At 37.5% G+C, this 20,703-nt stretch carries 19 protein-coding genes (1 of these 19 running past the window's edge); 9 read left to right on the top strand and 10 right to left on the bottom strand.

The window, feature by feature from the left end; all coding sequences use genetic code 11:
• Window positions 1-2: 2 nt before the first annotated feature.
• A complete protein-coding gene (locus J1899_RS02185; protein WP_214477221.1) occupies window positions 3-1,241 on the bottom strand; it encodes a restriction endonuclease subunit S in 1,239 nt (412 codons plus the stop codon).
• Entirely contained in the window at window positions 1,225-2,796 is a 1,572-nt protein-coding gene (locus tag J1899_RS02180; protein ID WP_214477219.1) for a type I restriction-modification system subunit M, read from the bottom strand. The genes J1899_RS02185 and J1899_RS02180 overlap by 17 nt, the downstream gene beginning before the upstream one ends.
• Window positions 2,797-3,114: 318 nt before the next feature.
• On the opposite strand from J1899_RS02180, the gene J1899_RS02175 reads away from it, so the two are divergent.
• From J1899_RS02175 to J1899_RS02155, 5 genes are all read left to right on the top strand, one after another.
• Entirely contained in the window at window positions 3,115-3,273 is a 159-nt protein-coding gene (locus J1899_RS02175) for a hypothetical protein (RefSeq protein WP_214477217.1), read from the top strand.
• A gap of 358 nt (window positions 3,274-3,631) precedes the next feature.
• Window positions 3,632-5,014 carry a recombinase family protein gene (locus J1899_RS02170; RefSeq protein ID WP_214477215.1) on the top strand — a complete coding sequence of 461 codons (1,383 nt, stop codon included), beginning with the start codon at window positions 3,632-3,634 and terminating at the stop codon, window positions 5,012-5,014.
• Window positions 5,011-6,525: a recombinase family protein gene (locus J1899_RS02165; protein ID WP_214477214.1), complete on the top strand. Its 1,515-nt coding sequence runs from the start codon at window positions 5,011-5,013 to the stop codon at window positions 6,523-6,525. Before J1899_RS02170 ends, J1899_RS02165 begins: the two co-directional genes overlap by 4 nt.
• A 384-nt stretch (window positions 6,526-6,909) precedes the next feature.
• Window positions 6,910-7,140: a helix-turn-helix domain-containing protein gene (locus J1899_RS02160; RefSeq protein WP_214477212.1), complete on the top strand. Its 231-nt coding sequence runs from the start codon at window positions 6,910-6,912 to the stop codon at window positions 7,138-7,140.
• Window positions 7,141-7,187: 47 nt separating this feature from the next.
• Window positions 7,188-8,426 carry a tyrosine-type recombinase/integrase gene (locus tag J1899_RS02155; protein ID WP_214477210.1) on the top strand — a complete coding sequence of 413 codons (1,239 nt, stop codon included), beginning with the start codon at window positions 7,188-7,190 and terminating at the stop codon, window positions 8,424-8,426.
• 182 nt (window positions 8,427-8,608) lie between these two features.
• On the opposite strand, the gene J1899_RS02150 is transcribed toward J1899_RS02155, so the two are convergent.
• On the bottom strand, window positions 8,609-10,366 hold the full coding sequence (locus tag J1899_RS02150) for a hypothetical protein (protein ID WP_214477208.1): 1,758 nt from the start codon (window positions 10,364-10,366) through the stop codon (window positions 8,609-8,611).
• A gap of 399 nt (window positions 10,367-10,765) precedes the next feature.
• Here J1899_RS02150 and J1899_RS02145 point away from each other — a divergent pair, with 399 nt between their 5' ends.
• Entirely contained in the window at window positions 10,766-11,977 is a 1,212-nt protein-coding gene (locus tag J1899_RS02145) for a tyrosine-type recombinase/integrase (RefSeq protein ID WP_214477206.1), read from the top strand.
• An 82-nt stretch (window positions 11,978-12,059) separates the two neighbouring features.
• Here J1899_RS02145 and groL read toward each other — a convergent pair whose 3' ends face one another.
• Both groL and groES read right to left on the bottom strand, forming a co-directional pair.
• Entirely contained in the window at window positions 12,060-13,691 is a 1,632-nt protein-coding gene (gene groL, locus J1899_RS02140) for a chaperonin GroEL (protein WP_214477205.1), read from the bottom strand.
• 56 nt (window positions 13,692-13,747) lie between these two features.
• Window positions 13,748-14,032: a co-chaperone GroES gene (groES, locus tag J1899_RS02135; RefSeq protein WP_066450589.1), complete on the bottom strand. Its 285-nt coding sequence runs from the start codon at window positions 14,030-14,032 to the stop codon at window positions 13,748-13,750.
• 340 nt (window positions 14,033-14,372) lie between these two features.
• On the opposite strand from groES, the gene J1899_RS02130 reads away from it, so the two are divergent.
• On the top strand, window positions 14,373-15,101 hold the full coding sequence (locus tag J1899_RS02130; RefSeq protein ID WP_214477202.1) for a CPBP family intramembrane glutamic endopeptidase: 729 nt from the start codon (window positions 14,373-14,375) through the stop codon (window positions 15,099-15,101).
• A complete protein-coding gene (locus J1899_RS02125) occupies window positions 15,098-15,304 on the top strand; it encodes a YdiK family protein (protein ID WP_066450595.1) in 207 nt (68 codons plus the stop codon). The genes J1899_RS02130 and J1899_RS02125 overlap by 4 nt, the downstream gene beginning before the upstream one ends.
• A 57-nt stretch (window positions 15,305-15,361) precedes the next feature.
• Here J1899_RS02125 and J1899_RS02120 read toward each other — a convergent pair whose 3' ends face one another.
• Complete coding sequence (locus J1899_RS02120; RefSeq protein ID WP_066450597.1) at window positions 15,362-16,006, bottom strand: redox-sensing transcriptional repressor Rex; 645 nt, start codon at window positions 16,004-16,006, stop codon at window positions 15,362-15,364.
• 24 nt (window positions 16,007-16,030) lie between these two features.
• Complete coding sequence (gene moaC / locus J1899_RS02115) at window positions 16,031-16,516, bottom strand: cyclic pyranopterin monophosphate synthase MoaC (RefSeq protein WP_066450600.1); 486 nt, start codon at window positions 16,514-16,516, stop codon at window positions 16,031-16,033.
• A 165-nt stretch (window positions 16,517-16,681) separates the two neighbouring features.
• Here moaC and J1899_RS02110 point away from each other — a divergent pair, with 165 nt between their 5' ends.
• Window positions 16,682-18,601 (top strand): ABC-F family ATP-binding cassette domain-containing protein, encoded by a 1,920-nt coding sequence (locus J1899_RS02110; protein WP_214477199.1) that lies wholly within the window; start codon window positions 16,682-16,684, stop codon window positions 18,599-18,601.
• Between the two features lie 246 nt (window positions 18,602-18,847).
• Here J1899_RS02110 and tsaD read toward each other — a convergent pair whose 3' ends face one another.
• The 3 genes in view from tsaD to tsaB are tightly spaced (at most 20 nt apart) and all read right to left on the bottom strand, a layout consistent with a single transcriptional unit that may run on beyond the window.
• The gene (tsaD, locus tag J1899_RS02105; protein ID WP_214477197.1) at window positions 18,848-19,876 is read right to left on the bottom strand and encodes a tRNA (adenosine(37)-N6)-threonylcarbamoyltransferase complex transferase subunit TsaD; all 1,029 of its coding nucleotides are present in this window, start codon (window positions 19,874-19,876) and stop codon (window positions 18,848-18,850) included.
• Window positions 19,873-20,322 carry a ribosomal protein S18-alanine N-acetyltransferase gene (gene rimI, locus J1899_RS02100; RefSeq protein WP_066450609.1) on the bottom strand — a complete coding sequence of 150 codons (450 nt, stop codon included), beginning with the start codon at window positions 20,320-20,322 and terminating at the stop codon, window positions 19,873-19,875. The genes tsaD and rimI overlap by 4 nt, the downstream gene beginning before the upstream one ends.
• Window positions 20,323-20,342: 20 nt before the next feature.
• Window positions 20,343-20,703: the 3' portion of a tRNA (adenosine(37)-N6)-threonylcarbamoyltransferase complex dimerization subunit type 1 TsaB gene (gene tsaB, locus J1899_RS02095; RefSeq protein WP_214477195.1), read on the bottom strand. It continues 344 nt past the right edge of the window; only the last 361 of its 705 coding nucleotides appear in the window; its start codon lies beyond the right edge, outside the window; the stop codon is at window positions 20,343-20,345.

The raw sequence follows: 20,703 nt of genomic DNA, 5'->3' as shown, positions 1-20,703 counted from the left end.
ACCTATCCCTCCACAGTTGCCATTTTTGATAATAAAATGCCTTTTAACTCTTCAATCTTTAAATTTTTTATGTTCAGTAAATCGATTTGACTTTGTATTTTAATACCTATTTTTGAGAATTCAACTAATAATTCATTTGGAGGAATAACAATTGGTATCTTAATTAAATCTTTAATAGGAAGTTGTGGTTGTGCAGAACCTGATAAATAGTTTTCTATCACTTTTTTCATTTCTTTGTTTCTTAGCAGAGAGTATATGAAAATGGCATTTTCTTTACCTCTTAGAATTAACATTCCCGAATTAATTCTTATATCATTGAAGGGAATATTATCGCTATAAAAGGCTACATTACCAACTGTTCCTCTAGAAGTAATAACTACATCATTCCTTACCAATTTACCTTTTCTTAACGACGCGTCTTTTTCTTTTGAAATGAATGCAGTTTCCGAAAAATTAAATCCTGTTTTACTTACATTCCCAGCATTCAAAAATAAGCAAAAATCACTCTCTTTTAAATCTTCTTGACTTGGATAGTTTTTCCCTCTGTCTCCGTCAATAATATCGGCTATTTCATTAAGCGTACCTTTTCTCCAATTGATTGGTAACTCTTTACCTAATTCATCATCATATTTTACTTCGCCACCATTTGATTTATAAGGCATGCCAGTTTCATTAGGAAAATCAAAATCAACAAACCATTGTCTAAAAATTGCTTGTGCAGTTTCCTCTAATGCTCGAATAATACTATTATTTAAATCTACCCTATTAAGCAATATTTCATAATCTTTAAAGATTTCCTTTTGTTTGCTGATAGAGGGAACAGGTATTCTTATATTGCAGAAATCATCCCATCTTAATCCCCCTCGTACATCAGCATCTGTAAAGAACCATGCATTTCTATCAAACTCTTCACGTAAAAACCACATCATCAAGTAATCTGGATTAAGGACTTCATGATTAATTATTTCAAACACATCGTAAGCGGGAGACACAATTATATCTTCTTCTTTTGATAACGCCACTGGTAATCGTTTATCTCTACCAACATGCATCCTATTACATGCAAATTGTCCTCTTTTTACTATTCTGTACTTTGACATATCTGTACCTACTGTATTAGCTACAGATGGCATAAAAAACTTATCGATATTTATACCCATCAAATTTGTCACATTAAGTTCAGTGTTACGATCGTTTACTTTTCTTATAAAATCTCCTATTCTCTTATGATCTGATTTCATAGCCTAACTCCTTGAAAAGTGCAAGTAGTTCTTTATTAGAACTTTCCTCTGTCTTTAATAATTCGGCAAATTTAGTTTGTAGTAATCTCATTTTTCTATCAAAGTCGATATCTTCATCCTGATCTTTAAACTCAATGTATTTACTTGGTACTAAAGAGAAATCTTTATTAGCGACTTCCTCAAACGTAGCACTATAACAAAATTCCGCTATATTCACATATTGCTCTTCAAAATCAATTTGTTGCCATTTGTGATAAACATCTACAATTTCTTTGATGTTTTCTTCATTGAACTGAATATACTTTTTCTCAAAAGCCTCGCCAACGTTCCGTAAATTCATAAACAAAATTTCATTCGCACGATTTCTATATTTCTTTAATTTACCGTTCTGCTCAAAAGTTCTTGCCTTCTTGTTTTTATTAAGTATCCAAAGGGTTACACTTATATCGGTTGTATAAAACATATTCATTGGTAAGACAAGAATAGCCTCTATTAAGTCATTTTCAATTAATTTTTTACGTATTTTATATTCATCGCCACCACCACTCAATGCACCATTCGCTAGTAAAAATCCGGCAACACCATTCTCAGATAGTTTAGATACTATATTTAAAATCCAAGCATAGTTTGCATTTCCTTTAGGCGGCAGTTCGTATCCTGCCCAACGTGGGTCATCTGTTAACTCATTCTCAGATCTCCACTGCTTCTGATTAAACGGTGGATTAGCCATAATAAAATCTGCCTTCAAATCCTTGTGTTGGTCATTAAAGAAAGTATCCGCAGCTATGTCCCCAAGATTAGCTGAAATCCCTCTAATTGCAAGGTTCATCTTAGCTAGTTTGTAGGTAGTGTTTGTGTATTCCTGTCCATAAATTGAGATGTCTCTTTTATTCCCTTGATGGGACTCAATAAATTTCACAGATTGTACAAACATTCCACCTGAACCACAAGCCGGGTCGTAAATTTTACCTTTATATGGTTCTAGCATTTCAGCAATAAGATTTACAATGCTTTTTGGAGTATAGAATTCTCCTTTTCCTTTCCCTTCTGCCAATGCAAACTTACTTAGGAAATACTCATAAATCCGTCCTACAATGTCTTGCTGCTTATCCTTTATAGTGTCTATGTTGTTAATGGTATCTATTAATGATGCTAATTTACTCACATCAAGATTTAAACGAGAATAATAATTATCAGGTAAAGCTCCTTTAAGGGCTGGATTATTTTTCTCTACAGTAAAAAGAGCTGTATCGATTTTTAATGCAATATCTTCTTGCTTGGAGTTCTCTACTAAGTAACTCCATCGAGAGATTTCAGGCAGATAGAAAACATTTTTCATGGTGTAAAACTCAACCATATCAGCATACTTTTCTTTACCTTCAGAAATAAGTTCTGCTTTTCTTTTTTCAAATTTATCACTGGCAAATTTCAAAAAGATAAGTCCTAATACAACGTGCTTATATTCCGATGCTTCAACCGACCCACGTAATTTATTGGCTGAATCCCACAAAGTTTCTTCTATACTCTTTTCTTTAACCTGTTTCTTATTAACCATAAATATATCCCCCTGCCTTGATATAGTAATAATCTGTATATAAATCAATTAGGAAATGATCCCCAACTTAATTTTCAATTTCCATGACATTTCCAATACTAATTATACATCAAAATAACATACAAAACTCCTTTAACTAATAGATGCCAACAGAGTAACGAAGATCTTACTTAGATGTAATATTATTACAACTGAATTCTTAGCCAACCCCTAAAAATAGTACTTTTTACCTATAAGAATATTAAAATCTTAAAAGTAAGATGATTAACGCTTGAGGCCAAGAGCATTTAATTCTGTTTTAGAAAGGAGGACTCCCTAGTGGAGAACAAGGAAATCACTAGTACTAATTGGCATAAGGAATGCCTTGTTCACTGTGAAGAGGTTGGAATCTCAAAATCTATTATAAATGTGTTCATCCACTTACAGGAACAAAAGCATGAACAAGATTATAAAGAAGCTTCAAATTCCCGGATATGAAACAAAAATGTTGATTGTGCCTCGGAGGAATGCAGGATCTAAAACTGAAAAGGTTCTGAGTGGCATTCAATTGTCACTTGATATAGAACTGGAATCAACTAACCAAGTTTCAAAGAAGAAAGTATAAACCCTTCCCCTCGCGTCAATGCTGATTAGCAAATACTCGATGGGAGGGGAAGTAATGACCGAGAAATATCGTGTCGTTAAAGTCAGTTACTCGGAAGAATTGTCGTCGGAGTCAGAGGTATGGTTCCAACGCTTTATTGAAAAGGCACTTTTGGACCATATAACAAAGGACGATTATAAACTTCGGGCTTTACTGATTAGTAGAAAATAAATTTCGAATGAGGTAATAAACATGGAGGAAAAAAACTTAATTGTTAAATATTATCGCGTTAGTTCCGCAAGCCAAGGTCTTGAGCTGCAACTCTCTTCCGCTAAAAGGTACTTTGAGTCAGTAGGGTTGACCGGAGAAGAGGAATTCGTGGTTGAATTATGTGATCATAACGTTTCAGCCACAAAGTTAAAAATGGAAGAAAGACGTAAATTAATGGAGTTGATTCGCCTGATACAAGAAGGCAAAGTAAAAAAGGTGATTGTGTATAAGCGAGATCGGTTGGCTAGAAACTTTTATGAGTTCGTGGATATCACCAGAATTTTTATTAAATATAACGTAGAAGTTATCTATACAGCGAGTAATGAACCACCATTTCGTAACAAGTTAGCCCTAGAAGCGTTTTATGGAATGTTTGGACAGATGGAAGGTGAAAATATTCGAACACGTACCGGTGATACTCGAAAGCAATATCCTTCCAGCATCTTTGGTTATACGCGTCTAAAGGAAGATAATCGAGTATGTTTTGTCGTAAATAAGGAAAAGCGAGATTCTATTGTTTCACTATTCACTGAGTTTAGTAATGTGAAAGACGAAGAACAATTTTTTAACTTTTTTATGACACGTCACAAGGGACTAAATCAACCTGAGAAACGACTACGAATTTTAACCAATCCATTTTACGCTGCTCATTACGAATCAAAAAGTGGGTTGCACCCAATGGCTCATGTAGAACCTTTAATCAGTTTGGATCTATTTTTGGCAACCAAGGCTCAAATGGATAAATTTCTAGATATCTATAAAGAAAAGCTTAATGAAGTAAATAGCCTGTTCTTGACAACACCATTATGCGGCAAATGCGGAAATATAATGAAGCATCGCAAGCAAAACGTCCTTGATGAAGGTTATTTCGTTTGCAGCTCCAACCATAAAAGGCTGATGATTACAGTTCTTGAATTAAATGATTCGATAAAGCACGCTGTTCTAGAGCATGTAAAATCTATGTCTGCCCAATTAGCAAATAAGATTATGTCCAAACATATTGCTATTACAAAGAAACGATTAGAACATGAAAAGGATATCGCAACATCAGAATATCTTGAAACTTCACTTGAGCTAAGTACGATTAACCTGAGCAGCAAGTCTGTTATTTCAAAGTATTTGGATAAAATTCAAATATTAAAGGACAAATCTAATAAGATTGATCAAGATTTAATGGCCTTAAAACTATTGAGTAATGAGGTTAAGACAATCGATAAGATTTTTTATCAGAAGGAATTAAGTCTATCTCAACCAAACATTCACCAATTAATAGAAATGCTAGTTCATGAAGTCCTCGTTCATGAATCTTATATTGGCATTGATTTATTCCTCTCAGCTTTCATAAAGGAATTAGATGCCTCATGAGTAAAATAAAATCAACCAGCTATAGACGTTATTCAGACAAAAAACAGGACGGCAATCATTCCTTGGAAATTCAGAAAAGCCAAATACTCCTTTTGGCTGATAGAGAAAATCTAGAGATTATAGAATGGCGCACCGACAAAGCCACAAGTGCCTATCACAATAATGCAAGTAAACGTGAAGGTATACAGTTGATTCTTGAGGATATTGAGAATGGAGCAGAGGCTGTCTGTTTCTATGAAGAGTCAAGGATTACCCGAAGCATCACGGACTTCTATAATGAAGTCTATATTCCTGTAAAAGAACAGTATCCTTATGTGAAGTTCTTTAGCACCCAATATGATGGTGAATGGAATCCAAACGATCCCATTGTTCAGGCTAAGCTCGTTTTTGCAGCTGAGGAATCAGAAATGAAATCGATTCGAGCGAAGGACGCTCAAGCTAGTTTGGTAGGTAAAAGTCAGCGACCCGGCTCTCGTGAACCACTTGGCTACAATATGGTTGATGGGCTTCTATATCCAAATAGAGATGCACCAATTGTTGAACTCATTTTTTATCTTGCAAGTCTAGGACACTCACAAGATGTAATAGCTGCGTATTTAAACAAGTGTAAAATTACTAGTAAAAACATTAAGTATTGGAATAGCAGTACCATTGGGTATGTTTTATCCAATCGTGTCTACTCTGGTCATTTAGCTTGGAATGTTAGAACAAGCTATGAAATTAGCAAACCAAAGCCAGACACGGATGTTGACATTCTCAAGCAGTCTTATGAGTTAATTGTCAGTCCAACTCTTGTTCATTTGGTCAATCAGATCAGCGAATTGAAAGCAAAATTTGGTACAATGAGTACACCTTATTACCTTCGTGGAATAATTAAATGCAAGGAATGCCATTCGCTACTTCAAGCAAAAGACAATTCTCCCAAAGGGAAAAAGGGCCAATATATGATATATCGTTGTACTGAGTGCAAAAAGTCATTATCGATTATCCATGTTCACGAAGCCGTTCTAAACGATTTACAACGGAAGTGGATGACTCAACTCACAACCTTCGCAACAAGTGCCAAAGAGCAACTGAAGAGCTGGTCCGCGAAACTTCACAAGGCGATTGACCAACTGAGAAAGAATCTAGAAAAATTGATCTATAACGAGAAGATGCTCGCTTCTGATATAGCTAACAATCCACTGTTAGCTGAAGCATTTACTGTTTCACAAAAGCAAATACAAGGCGAAATCGTTTATATTAATGCGACCATAAATGAAATCACTCGAATACAGGAAGATGACTTACTTGCTGTAATAATGAAAGAAATGATCCAAACAAGTTTTTACGAGTTTGCAGATACGGAGTTGCGAGTCTTATTCCTGATGTACTTTGATGAAGTCATCATTGATTTTGAAAAAAATAACGAACTACAGATTAGTTACCGTCTTTCTCCTTTTGTTTCGTTAGAAGCGACCACTGGTCATCTAACCGAAAAAATTGCCAAAAGAGAGAATCTGACTGGGTAAGAAACCGAAATTCTACTCAACAAAAAATTAATATGTCAGTATTTGAATTTCCCTACTCTCAAAAAAACTTGATATCAATGCTTTTTGGGAGTAGCCTTTCGGTAAGCTGACCATCTAAGAATTCTTCGATGGGTAAAAAACCGAACCATATATTTACTTTATGGTCAAAATACCGAAATTTTAAACAAAAAAATTATCATTTTTTTTAGAAAAAGTATTCAAATGTGAAAATACAAAGATACAATGTATTGCGTAAGAACAAATCAAATAACATAACCCATAAGCGAAAACCGCAGAGGTTACTTAGCCACTTAATAGAAGTCGGCTATGTAGTTCTGCGGTTTTTACTGTTAATTTAAAAATCAATATATGGAGGTTATATAAATGCAAAACAAAAAAAAACATACCACTTGGGATTCATTACCCGATACTCTCACCGCACAGCATATTTCCGAGTTTCTCGGAATTTCGAGAAGACGAGTGTACGAGTTGTTCCAAATAAACGATAAAGACGGTGGTATCCCAAACTTTAAAATTGGTGCCACAATAAGAGTCGATAAGGCAGATTTAAAACATTGGATTGCATTGAAAAAAGAAGAACAGTTCCATGCATAGAGTATGAAAAATTATATAAACACAATTAGAAAGAGAGGTTAGTCACTATGAAAGGTAGTTATTTCAAAAGAGGTTGCACTTGTGGCGAAGAATGCACTTGTGATAACAAGTGGACCTTTGTTATTGATGTAGGAAAATACCTGAAATTAGGGAAAAGAAAGCAGATTTGGAGAGATAACTTTGACACTAGGGAAGAAGCTGAAGCCGCAGCAGCATCATTAATCGAGAAAATTAAACAAGGGAAATTTCATATCGAAACCGATATGCTTTTCAAGGAATACACTGACGTATGGCTTACAAATTACATTGAAGCAACCAATCCAAAACCCGGTACTGTTCGAATTAGAAAATACGGAATCAATAAATTCCTACCTTACTTCAAAGATATTAAACTAAAAAGTATTACAGAAGAAATGTATCAGGATGTATTAAAAGATTTAAAAGTAAAAGGGAAAAGGAACGGAAAAGGTCTTGGAATAAGTACGCTTGAAACCATACATGTCACCGGTAGACTTCTTTTCGGAAAAGCTAATGATAAGAAGTTGCTTAATGATAATCCAACGATAAATGCTTATATAACAAGGGATAATGACAATATCATCAACGAAGATGATGAAAATTCTCAAGATCTTCCAAAATTTCTTGAAGTGGAAGAACTTTTACACTTTCTAGATATTGCACACGAAAAAGGTTTATATATGGATACTCTAATTTTCTATATATTATCTTATACGGGTATGCGATTAGGAGAATTGATTGCGCTAAAGTGGAAGGACATAGACTTTGATAAGCATACAATCAGTATTAACAAAACCTATTACAATCCAAAAAGTAATTCAAAAAAATATCTATTACTTCGTCCAAAAACAATAAAATCAAAGCGTGTCATCACTGTTGATACTGAAATCATAGAAATGCTTGAGAAACATAAGGAAGAACAAGAAGAGATGATTTCACATCTAGGTGATAGTTACTGCAATAAGGGATTCATTTTTGCAAACTTTAATCTCCATCCCGGTTATCCTGTATTAATGAAATTTGTGCGTAATAGAATGGCAAGGCTATTGAAATTTAGTGAGTTAAATTCTCAATTTACTCCACACTGCTTACGACATACCCACACTTCGCTGCTTGCACAGGCTGAAGTGGAGATCGATGAGATTATGGATCGGTTAGGACATCAAGACGATTCGACAACTAGAAGGATTTATCTTCATGTAACAAAACATCGAAGAAGAAATGCCTCTAACAAATATAGCGATTTAATTCGCAGCTATCGAAAATAAAAAAACTTGAAAGCAATTGTTGCTTTCAAGGTACATAGAATCCAAATGCATAGCATTTACTTATTATGTAAAGGGCGGCTAGTTTAAGAATAAATTCTGTAAAGGAGTTAACATAGCTAAAAGAAAAAAACAAAACGAATTGATTCAGATTCCTAAATCCAATTCAGTTTTCGCAAACCAAATCATACCTTGGTTTTGTCCGGATGAAACCACTTTAAAATCCCCTCTATCGGTTTACTTAGATGCTTTGAAGTAATCTTATATTCAATATTCATATCTGTATCTGTTTGAACGAGTAAGAATGTTGGAAATGCCATTTTATGAGACGGGTTTAATGAATTAAATTCGTACTGTACAATGTCTTGGTCACCTTCTCGGAAATAATCATAAGCAAAAAGTGATTCTAAATGCTTAACAAAATCTTCTGGCGTGTAATCAACATTTTCAAACGGTAGACGTAACTTTTTTAGAACTGGCATCCGAAGCGATGTTCCTTCATATTCTTTTACTTCGTGATCTCTTGTAGGGATCAAAAGATTATTAAATGAAGAGTCTTCATGGATAAATTCCTCAATAAATAGTTCAAGAGGTGCTTCCATCTTTACTGGTGTAACAACATGCGCTGTTTTTGGGAATTTTAATGTCACTTGGATTTCATTGTCCGCTATTTCTCCTGTATTTTTTATGATAAGGGGAAGAGGATAGCATGTGTTTAAGTAATCAGCATACTCATGTAAAAGTTGATAGCTTAATAGATGGCCATATGCATTTTCTATAGCATAGTATTTTTCTTTTTCGTCTTCTTTTCCCCTTGGAATATTTCTTGGCGGTCCAAACATAACCACAGTATCAAAAGTTCTTTTTTCAAGTCCACCGAAGTAAAAATCAGCATTATTCAATTCTATCCCAAGAATACTTTTGCTTAAATCTTTTAATTCTGCAATGTCTTTTTCTGAAAACTGCACCTTAATATACCCATTGATAGGAGGGATTCCTTTAAAGTGAGCAATATCACCATTTTCTTTATTTAATTTCAACAATCCTTTTTGTTTTTTTTCAGAACTGGTATTCAATGAAGCAGCATGAGTTGTTGGTTTATCAGTTTCAACCATAACTGTTTCGACAGGTGATGCCGGCGATAGCTTTATCGCTTTTGCCTTTTCCAATAATTTCATTGCATCTGTACGATGTTTATTAAGCAATGGTGTATTTTGTAGGTGAATACCCATCATTTGGTCACTTTCTACCACCTTCGCCTTTTCATAAAAGGCCAGAGATAGTTTAGGAGATTGATTAATGATAGGCGTTATTCCATACTCTCCACTATCAATATGTTTTTCGATCAATTTTGAAAATAAAATCTTGGGCATCTGTCTTCCTTGAAGTGAAAATGTAAAAAGTTCACTGACTATTACATTACAAAGTGTCTTAATATTTTCAAGTTTTGCCTCTTTGCCAATACGTAACAAGTATTCTTGCATACGAATATATGAGAGTGCTTGCAATGGTTCGAAATCAAAATTTTGCTTTTTCACTTGTACATTAGGCAGCTCTCTTTTAATTTCCTTTAACTTGTCATCACTCTCAATATCTAAACGACCACCATGTAAATCGGATATCCATTTATCAGCATTACGATCAGTAGTTCCAATTAAAAAAAGCGTATAAGTAATAGGCACATTAAACATTTCGTAAGCAGATTGGGCATCTTTTACCAATGAATGCACCCAATTTATCACACTACCTCTTTCAAAATTATTAATGCTGGATTTTACTTGAACGGCACGAATAGAGTTTTTAAATACCCATTCGATATCTACTTTGTCTTCTTTAGTTGATGGTTCAATCCTAATACTCTCCCATAAATCATTTTCTACGCTATCCAATAGTCCAGCTAACACTTGATAATAATAGCCACGAATTCCCGCGCTTCCACTCATTTCATTCTTCCCTTTCCGTTATAGTTTGTTATTTATATTTTATCATTGCTTACGGAGTTAAATAAGGTAGTGTCTCAATTATTTATAGTAATAGAAACATCTCTAACAACACTTATTGAACCAACCTAGTTCAACAATAAACACTGTCCAATAGTTCCCCAAAAAAATTATCAAGACAAACAGTTCAATTCTTTAAGTTTTATTTTATGTAGCCAGATTTCACAAATAACGTACTTTTCCTCCGTAACTTTCACAAATCCCTTATCGCTCTTTTCTATCCATTAATTAAAAGGGCATTACTTTCATTCTGTTTATCACCATCGCGAATTATTCAGTTTCTAATCGGGCATAATTGAAATTTGTAAACAAAAAACAGGGAAAGCGAGGTTATTCAATGAAATGAAAGGACATTTCTACAGACGGAGCTGTAAGTGCAAGAAGAAAAATTGCTCGTGTGGCTCCAAATGGGCTTTTGTCTTAGATATCGGAATTGACCCTGAAACCGGCAAACGAAAACAAAAGTCCAAAAGCGGTTTTCCAACCAAGAAGGAGGCCGAAGTAGCCGCTGCAGCTTTGATTCATGAACTTGAACAGGGGAATTATATCGAGGAATCCTGTCAGACCTTTTGTGATTTCGCAAACGAGTGGCTTCCTATCTACAGTGAATCTAAAGACGTAAAACCCGGCACCATTCGAGTACGTCTTCATGAAATCGGGAAGTTACTTCCCTACTTCGGTCAGTTAAAGTTGAAGGATATTACCCCTAAACGATATCAAGAATGCTTAAATGATTTAAAGGACAGGGGATATTCTGACAGTACAAGAGAAGGGATTCATCGGACTGGCAGGATGATTTTCCGAAAAGCGTTGGAATTCGAACTCATCAAAAAAGACCCAACGGAATTTGCTTATCTTAAAAAAGATAAGAAGACCCTTGAACAGCTGGAGGAAGAGGAACTTCCAAAATACTTGGAAAAAGAAGAACTTGCTTTATTTTTGAAAACTGCTAAGGAAAATGGCTTGGAACACGATTACTTAGTATTTCTTATTCTTTCCTATTCTGGTATTCGAGCCGGAGAGTTAATTGCGCTCAAGTGGAAGGATATTGATTTTGTGAATCACACCATCAGCATCACAAAAACGTGTTACAACCCAAGCAATAATGCTCTGAAATATCAACTTGGGACTCCAAAAACGAGAAAATCCAGAAGGAAAATCATTGTGGATGAGGATGTCATCGAGGCGCTAAAGGAACATAAAAAGGTTCAAGAAGAGGTAATCAAGCGATTAGGGGACGCCTACTATAATCAAGATTTTATCTTTGCCAAAATGCAACGACAGTATGGGTATCCAATTGTGATTAAGAATGTTCGAGATCGAATGAAAAGGCTCCTTAGAATAGCTGGCCTAAACGAAGATTTGACACCGCACTCTTTAAGACACACTCATACATCACTTCTTGCCGAAGCTCGTGTGTCACTGGAACAAATTATGGATCGCCTCGGTCATACCGATGACCAAATCACAAAAAATGTATATCTTCATGTTACTCAAGAAATGAAAAAAGAAGCTTCCCAAAAGTTCAGTGAACTCATGAGAAACCTCCGTTAATATCCTCTATGTTAGCAAAATGTTAGCAATTCACTCTCACCTTACTCAAAAACCCATTCATATCAAGGGTTTGAGGGCGTTATTACATCATGCCGCCCATTCCACCCATGCCGCCCATATCAGGCATTCCGCCGCCAGCGTTTTCTTCTGGCTTGTCAGCAACTACAGCTTCAGTTGTTAAGAACATAGCTGCAACAGATGCTGCGTTTTGTAGTGCAGAACGAGTAACTTTCGTTGGGTCTACGATACCAGCTTCGATCATGTTAACCCAAGCGCCTGTTGCTGCGTTAAAGCCTGTGCCTACGTCTTCGCGCTTTAAGCGGTCAACGATAACAGAGCCTTCAAGACCTGCGTTGTGTGCGATTGTGCGAACTGGTTCTTCCATTGCACGAAGAACGATGTTGATGCCTGTTGCTTCGTCGCCTTCAGCTTGAAGCTGAGCCACTTTGTTGTATACGTTTAGAAGGGCAACACCACCACCGGAAACGATTCCTTCTTCTACAGCTGCACGCGTAGAGTTTAGGGCGTCTTCGATGCGAAGTTTGCGCTCTTTTAATTCAGTTTCAGTTGCAGCGCCGACTTTCACGACTGCTACACCGCCAGCTAATTTAGCAAGGCGCTCTTGTAATTTTTCGCGGTCAAATTCAGACGTTGTTTCGTCCATTTGAGTGCGGATTTGGTTTACGCGGCCAAGGATTTGCGCGCTGTCTCCAGCACCTTCCACGATTGTTGTGTTTTCTTTTGTTACAACCACTTTAGAAGCGCGTCCTAGTGCGTCAATACCAGCAGATTTCAGGTCACGGCCAAGCTCTTCAGTGATCACTTCACCGCCAGTAAGAATTGCGATATCTTCAAGCATTGCTTTACGGCGATCACCGAAGCCAGGAGCTTTAACAGCAACAGCGTTGAATGTGCCGCGAAGTTTGTTTACCACAAGAGTAGAAAGTGCTTCTCCTTCTACATCTTCAGCAACTAGTAATAATGGCTTGCCTTGCTGTACAACTTGCTCAAGTACAGGAAGAACCTCTTGGATGCTGGAGATTTTCTTGTCAGTGATTAAGATATATGGATTTTCTAAAACAGCTTCCATTTTATCTGTGTCAGTTACCATGTATGCTGATGCATATCCGCGGTCAAATTGCATACCTTCAACCACATCAAGCTCAGTTGTGAAGCCTTTAGATTCTTCAATTGTGATCACGCCGTCGTTGCCAACGCGCTCCATTGCTTCAGCGATTAATTGGCCAACTTCTTCGTCAGCAGCAGAGATTGCAGCAACCTGTGCAATGGACTCTTTGCCTTCGATTGGCTTAGAAATAGCTTTTAACTCTTCAACAGCTGTAAGAACCGCTTTTTCCATTCCTTTGCGGATCCCCATTGGGTTTGCACCAGCTGTTACGTTTTTAAGACCTTCGCGGATCATTGCTTGAGCAAGAACCGTTGCAGTTGTAGTACCGTCACCAGCAACATCATTTGTTTTGCTTGCTACTTCTGCAACAAGTTTTGCACCCATGTTTTCGAATGCATCTTCAAGTTCGATTTCTTTCGCGATTGTCACACCGTCATTTGTAATTAACGGAGAACCGAATTTTTTCTCAAGAACCACGTTGCGTCCTTTTGGTCCAAGAGTTACTTTTACTGCATCTGCAAGTGTATCAACCCCGCGCAGCATAGAGCGGCGAGCTTCTTCACTGAATTTAATCTCTTTTGCCATTTGTAATAACCTCCTCAAAGATTTTAAAGTAATATAAGTCTAAGTCTATTTTTGATTTATCCGATTACTGCAAGAATATCGTTTTCACGCAGAATTAAATATTCTTTGCCTTCGTATTTAACTTCAGTTCCAGCATATTTTGAGAAGATAATGCGGTCGCCATCAGCAACTTCCAATGCAACACGCTCACCATTTTCAAGCACGCGTCCAGTACCAACCGCTACGACTTTGCCTTCCTGCGGCTTTTCCTTTGCAGAGTCTGGAAGCACGATACCGCTTGCAGTTTTTTCTTCAGTTTCAACAAGCTCGATAATAATTCGATCACCTAGTGGCTTTAACAAGTGAAACAACCTCCTCAATCATTATGTAGTGATTTATTTATTAGCACTCTATCGACTTGAGTGCTAACACATTTATTATATTAATAGTTCTGACTTTTATTTGCAAGCATGATGCTGTATTTTTCATAAAAAATTTTAGTCTTAAAAAGGAAGTCTATTATTGCCTGCGCCAGAGTCCAGAGAGATCCATTTCTGGCAACCTCTTCATTATATACATTCCCATTCTTTTTATGCATAAAGGCTGTTCAAGGTATCCTTCTATTTGAAAGAAGCTCCTCTTTATGAGTAAAATGGTTAAAAGAGCATTTGCTTGATTCTATGTCATAAGGGAGATCATCATTTGAAAAAAGAATACTGGATTATTTTAATTGTGTATATTGCCATGCAGCTTTCCTCCATTGTCGGCTTGCCGCTTATGGTATTTGGAAGTGAGCTTATAACTGGCACTCGAATGGATGAAGGGACGGCCGTGTCTTCTTGGCTTGTGATTAGCTTTTCGCTAGCGCTCATCATCATTCTTTTCCTGCTGCGAAAGGATATGAAAGTGGAGCGTAGTTTATCTGAGCAATCATCCGTTGTAAAATCGATCGCCTGGGCCATTGGCGGGGTGTTTTTAGCACTGATTGCACAATCTGTTGCTGCAAATATTGAATATATGATTGGCATTGAAATGGGGTCAGAGAACACACAGCAAATCATGAGTATCATTGAAACGTCTTCAATTGTTATCATTGTTGTGTCGATTATTGGACCGATTTTGGAGGAAATCATTTTCCGGAAGATTATTTTCGGCAGCCTGCATAAACGCTTCAATTTTTTCATATCAGCGCTCCTTAGCTCTGTCATCTTCGCGGCAGCACATACTGAATTTGAACATCTGCTTCTCTATTCAGCGATGGGGTTCACGTTTGCCTTTCTATATGTAAAAACAAAGCGGATCCTTGTGCCGATCTTTGCTCACGTGGCCATGAATTCTCTTGTAGTCGTCATGCAGCTTAATATGGAAGAAATCGAAAAATGGCTGGAGGAAATGGAACAAGTGGCCGCATTTTTTGGAGGGGTACTATGAGAAGAACTCCTCTGTTTTCAGGCATCATTTATTTGATCCTTGGAATACTATTTGTCTACATCGCTATTCAAAGTCTTCAGCAAAACGGAGAGTGGGGATTCATAACAAACCTTCTCATTATCATTGCTACCTTTGACATTGGAGCTGGCCTCAAAATGATCAGCTTCCACTTTAAGCTTAAAAATCTTGAAAACAAAAAATGAGCCTTTATTAGGGCTCATTTTTATTTTGAATAAGACATGCTTTCCTAGAGGGATCTCCTACATATCTGCCGGGTAATGTTTTAAGAAATAAATTAATGATTGCAATTCCACGGCTAAGTCGATATGGTGAACCCTGATTGCTGGAGGCACAGTTAATCTAGCAGGAGTAAAGTTTAAAATTCCTTTTACTGTGCTTTGTGAAATTCTATCTGTAATCGTTTGGGCATGCTGTGAAGGTACAGTTAAGATCACAACTTGGATGTCATTTTCTTCAATGACCTTCTCAAGATCGTCCATATGATAAACGGATACATCCCCAATTTTTTGATTAACTTTATCGGGCGAAACATCAAAGCCCACTTCAATTTTTGTATTGTTGTTTTTTAAGAAGTTATAGTTTAATAAAGCAGTCCCCAGATTACCAACACCAATTAAACCAACCTTTGTTACTTCATCTTGGTCGAGCGTTTTTCTAAAGAAGGACAGCAGATAATTCACATTGTAGCCATAGCCTTTTTTTCCAAGTGCTCCAAAGTAAGAAAAATCCCTTCTGATCGTGGCAGAATCAACTTTTACAGCATCACTTAATTCCGCAGACGAAACCCGAAGCTTACCTGATGCATGCAGATTTTTTAAAAATCGATAATACAGCGGTAATCGCTTTGCAGTAGCCTGCGGAATTTTGGTTTGTTCTGTTGACATCATTGTACCTCCGTATTCTCCGTCCTACTCCGTTCTTTTAAAATCCCCATTTTTGCCGCCTGTTTTTTCTAGTAAGTAGGTTTCCCCTATGATCATCCCTTTATCGACGGCCTTGCACATATCATATACAGTCAGCGCACAAGCTGAAGCAGCTGTTAACGCTTCCATTTCAACACCTGTGCTTCCTTTTGTTTTGGCAGTAGCCGTAATTTGCAGAATATGATCAGAATCTGTCAGCTTCCATTCAAAAGAAATGTCCACACTTGTAAGCATGATTGGGTGGCACATTGGAATAATGTCAGATGTTTTTTTACTTGCCATAATTCCGGCAACTTGTGCAACGGCTAATACGTCTCCTTTTTTCATACTGTTAGACGTAATCTTGTCGTATATGACCTCATTTACTTTTATACTTGAATGGGCAATAGCTGTGCGAACGGTTTCGGCTTTTTCGCCAATATCAACCATCTTAGCTCTGCCTTCTTCATTAAAATGCGTTAAATCTCCCATATACTAACACCTCACAACAGAATCATACACTATTTTAGGTGCATTTGTGTATAGTTTGTATTGATATTCACATATTTATTTGCAAATTTCTTCAAATAACGTCGGTTTATTGCCGAACCTAAGCGGAATACGATACACTTGTCTTATATTGCAGAGGTGAAAATCATGATACTATTACAAGTTAATCAGCTCAATAAAAGCTTTGGTGCTGATCCAATTTTAACGAATATAAAAATGGAAGTGCAAACAAGAGACCGCATTGCGCTCGTTGGACGAAACGGGGCAGGCAAATCGACTTTATTAAAAATAATCGCTGGCCATATTTCTTATGACAGCGGGGAAATCATGAAGCCAAAGGAAGTAGAAATCGGCTATTTGGCGCAAAATACAGGACTTGAATCTGAACTGACAATTTGGGATGAAATGCTGACTGTTTTTGCTTCATTACAGCAGCAAGAAAAAGAATTGCGTTCATTGGAAGAGAAAATGTCTGATCCTAACGCAATGAGCAATGAAGAAATGTATAATCGCATTTTAAAAGAGTATGATCGCCTTCAGGTCAGCTTTAAAGAGAATGGCGGCTACCAGTATGAAGCAGATATCCGCTCGATTTTACACGGCCTGAACTTTCACACCATAGGATATGATGCGAAAATATCATCTTTAAGTGGCGGACAGAAAACACGGCTTGCACTCGGTAAGCTGCTCTTAACAAAACCTGATCTGCTCATTCTTGATGAGCCAACAAACCATTTGGACATCGAGACCCTTTCATGGCTCGAATTTTACCTGCAGAGCTATGAAGGAGCTATTTTAATTGTTTCGCATGACCGGTACTTCCTTGACAAGGTTGTTACGCAGGTTTACGAAATCTCCCGTCATCAGATCAAAAAGTTTACCGGAAACTACAGCCGCTACTTAGATCAGAAAGCTGCAGATTTTGAACGTGATATGAAGCAGTATGAAAAGCAGCAGGAAGAGATCTCAAAGCTACAGGACTTTATTCAGCGGAACCTTGCACGTGCCTCTACGACTAAAAGAGCACAGAGCCGCCGTAAACAATTAGAACGAATGGATGTAATGGATCGTCCCCTTGGCGATGAGAAATCAGCATCTTTTGGCTTTCAAATTGACAGGCAATCAGGCAATGATGTGCTGCAGGTTATGGATCTCGCTATTGGCTATGCAGGTGAAGCAGTTTCTGAAAACCTTTCATTCCGGATTACTAGAGGAGACAGTGTCGCTTTAGTGGGACCCAATGGAATTGGGAAATCTACTTTGCTGAAGACGATTATTGAAAACCTTCCAGCCTTACAAGGTAAGATCCTGCACGGTTCCAATGTAACGATTGGGTATTATGATCAGCAGCAAGCAGAGCTTACATCCAATAAGCGTGTTTTAAATGAACTTTGGGACGATTATCCGCAAATGCTGGAAAAAGACGTCCGAACCGTTTTAGGTAACTTTCTTTTTTCAGGAGATGATGTATTAAAAACCGTGTCTACGTTAAGCGGCGGCGAAAAAGCGCGTCTTGCTTTAGCCAAATTAATGCTGCAAAAATCTAATTTTCTAATACTGGACGAGCCTACCAATCACCTGGACCTAGACAGTAAAGAGATTCTGGAAAATGCTTTAATTGATTATCCCGGTACCATCTTATTTGTCTCTCATGACCGCTATTTCATTAACCGCATTACATCAAAAGTAATTGAACTGTCAAAAGAGGGTGCGGAGGAGTTTCTCGGGGATTACGATTATTATGTGGATAAAAAGAAGGAGCAGGAAGAGCTTGAAAAGTTTGATGCTGTTTCTGCAGCTGCTGAATCTGTATCTTCGACTGAAAAAAATAATTACCAATTAGATAAAGAAGCCAAGAAACTGGAACGGCAGCGAAAAAGAAGAATAGAAGAGATCGAAAAACAAATCGAGCAGCTTGAGCTCAAAATAGAAGAATTCGATCAACTTTTATGTGATCCTGAGGTTTATCAAGACCATGAGAGGGTACTAAAGATAACAACAGATAATGATCTGGCAAAACTTGAGCTTGAGACCCTTCTTGAAGAATGGACTGAGCTAGCAGATTAATTATCGTACCCCCTTTAGACATTAATATTCTCTAAAAAAGAACCGGGACTATTGTCATCTCGGTTCTTTTTTTATCCACAAATTTATTAACAAACCAACCCTTGAAAAATAAGTATTCCACACACTTTTCCACAATATCCACAAAAAGTTGTTCACTTATCCACATATCCACTATATTTTTCTGAAAATTAATTTATTTATCCACAAAAAATAGCCCCTGTATGAACAGGGACTTTTTCCTACTGTTTAAGAATTGTGGATAGATATATCGAGACCAGGATTAGCATTGAGATTTAACTGTGATCTTATCCCTTTATCATAATAAATACTGCCAGCAGCTGCAATCATTGCTGCATTATCCGTACATAATGATAAAGGAGGGATGACCAGATCAATCTCTTCAAGAGGTTCAAAGGTTTCCTGTAAGGCTGCACGCAGGCCTTTATTAGCAGCTACTCCCCCAGCTAATAAAACTTGGTTAACCTTATAGGCCTTTGCTGCCTTTGCTGCTTTTGTGACAAGTACATCAATCACACTTTGCTGAAAACTGGCAGCTAATGCTTCCGGTTCTATTTTTTCTCCCCGCTGTTCTGCATTGTGGACAGTGTTGATAACTGCTGATTTTAAACCGCTAAAGCTAAAATCATATGAATCCTCTTCCAGCCATGCACGCGGCAGCGGAATTGTTGGCTCGCCTAATTGTGCAAGCCTGTCAATATGAGGTCCGCCTGGGTAAGGCAGATTCAATGTTCTCGCTACCTTATCATAGGCTTCACCAGCAGCATCATCTCGTGTTTCACCGATTACTTCGAAATGACCGTGCTCTTTCATATAAACAAGCTCTGTATGTCCTCCAGAAACGACTAGTGACAGCAGTGGAAACTTCATCTCTGTCAATAAGCGGTTCGCATAAATATGACCTGCTATGTGGTGAACACCAACAAGCGGAATATTATGTGCAAATGCCAGAGCTTTTGCCGCATTAACTCCTACCAGCAGAGCACCCACCAGCCCAGGCCCTTCCGTGACAGCAATGGCTGTTAAGTCAGAGAACGTAATATCTGCTTCCTTCATCGCCTCTTCAATGACAATTGTCATTTGTTCAACATGATGTCTGGAGGCAATTTCCGGAACTACGCCGCCAAATCTTTTATGACTTTCTATTTGAGAAGAGACGATATTCGAAACGATCTCTTTTCCATTTTTCACAATTGCTACAGCTGTTTCATCACAGCTTGTTTCAATTCCCATTATCCATTGATTTTGCTCACTCATAAGTTCACCCACATTACTAAAGCATCTTCTTGAAGATCTGTATAATAATTTTTGCGAATGCCTCCATCTTGGAAACCAAGTTTGCGGTAAAGTGCTTGTGCAATATGGTTGGAGACACGCACTTCAAGTGTCATTGATACGGCACCAAGTTCAATCGCCACTTCAATCATGTTTCTCATTAATGCCTCTCCAAGCTTTTGGCCGCGGTAATCAGGATGAATGGCAACATTGGTGATATGCACTTCATCCACAACCACCCAGGAGCCGCAGTAGCCAATGATCTTTCCATCTTCTTCGAGTACAACATATACCGCAAAACGATTTTGAGTCATTTCATGATAAAAAGCCTCTCGCGTCCATGGGGTTGTAAAGGAGGCCTGTTCAATCTGTAAAACATCCTCTATGTCTTCTTCCTTCATAAACCGAAATGTTAACGACTTATTCATTTTGACACTTCCCCATTTATTCAAAGCTTCTGCTTCTTATTCTCTTCCAGCCATTTTGTTTCTGCTTCTGCCAGGCGAATATAATTCGGTACAAAGGTATGAACAGCTTCAGGCTCCATATCTTTCCCTATCAATGCTAATTCAGCAGGACGCGGATTCATTTCCGTTATACCACTAAAGATTGCCTGTTCACCCATGATTTCCTCTATTTGCTGACGGTGAATAGATGCATCGTTTCCTAGGAATAGAATCTTTTCTGGCTGCTGAGTCAGTTCCTCAGCCCAATTTTTCGATAGCAGCAGCTGATCTTCTCTAATATTCATTAACTTTCCATTATCATAACGATATAAGCCAGTATACACTTGTCCTCTTCTGGCATCA

This window comes from Cytobacillus gottheilii, assembly GCF_018582665.1.
In the GTDB taxonomy this organism is placed as follows: Bacteria; Bacillota; Bacilli; order Bacillales; family Cytobacillaceae; genus Cytobacillus; species Cytobacillus gottheilii.
The sequence above is the reverse complement of the archived record's forward strand: the minus strand, read 5'-3'. Positions and strand labels throughout refer to the sequence as shown.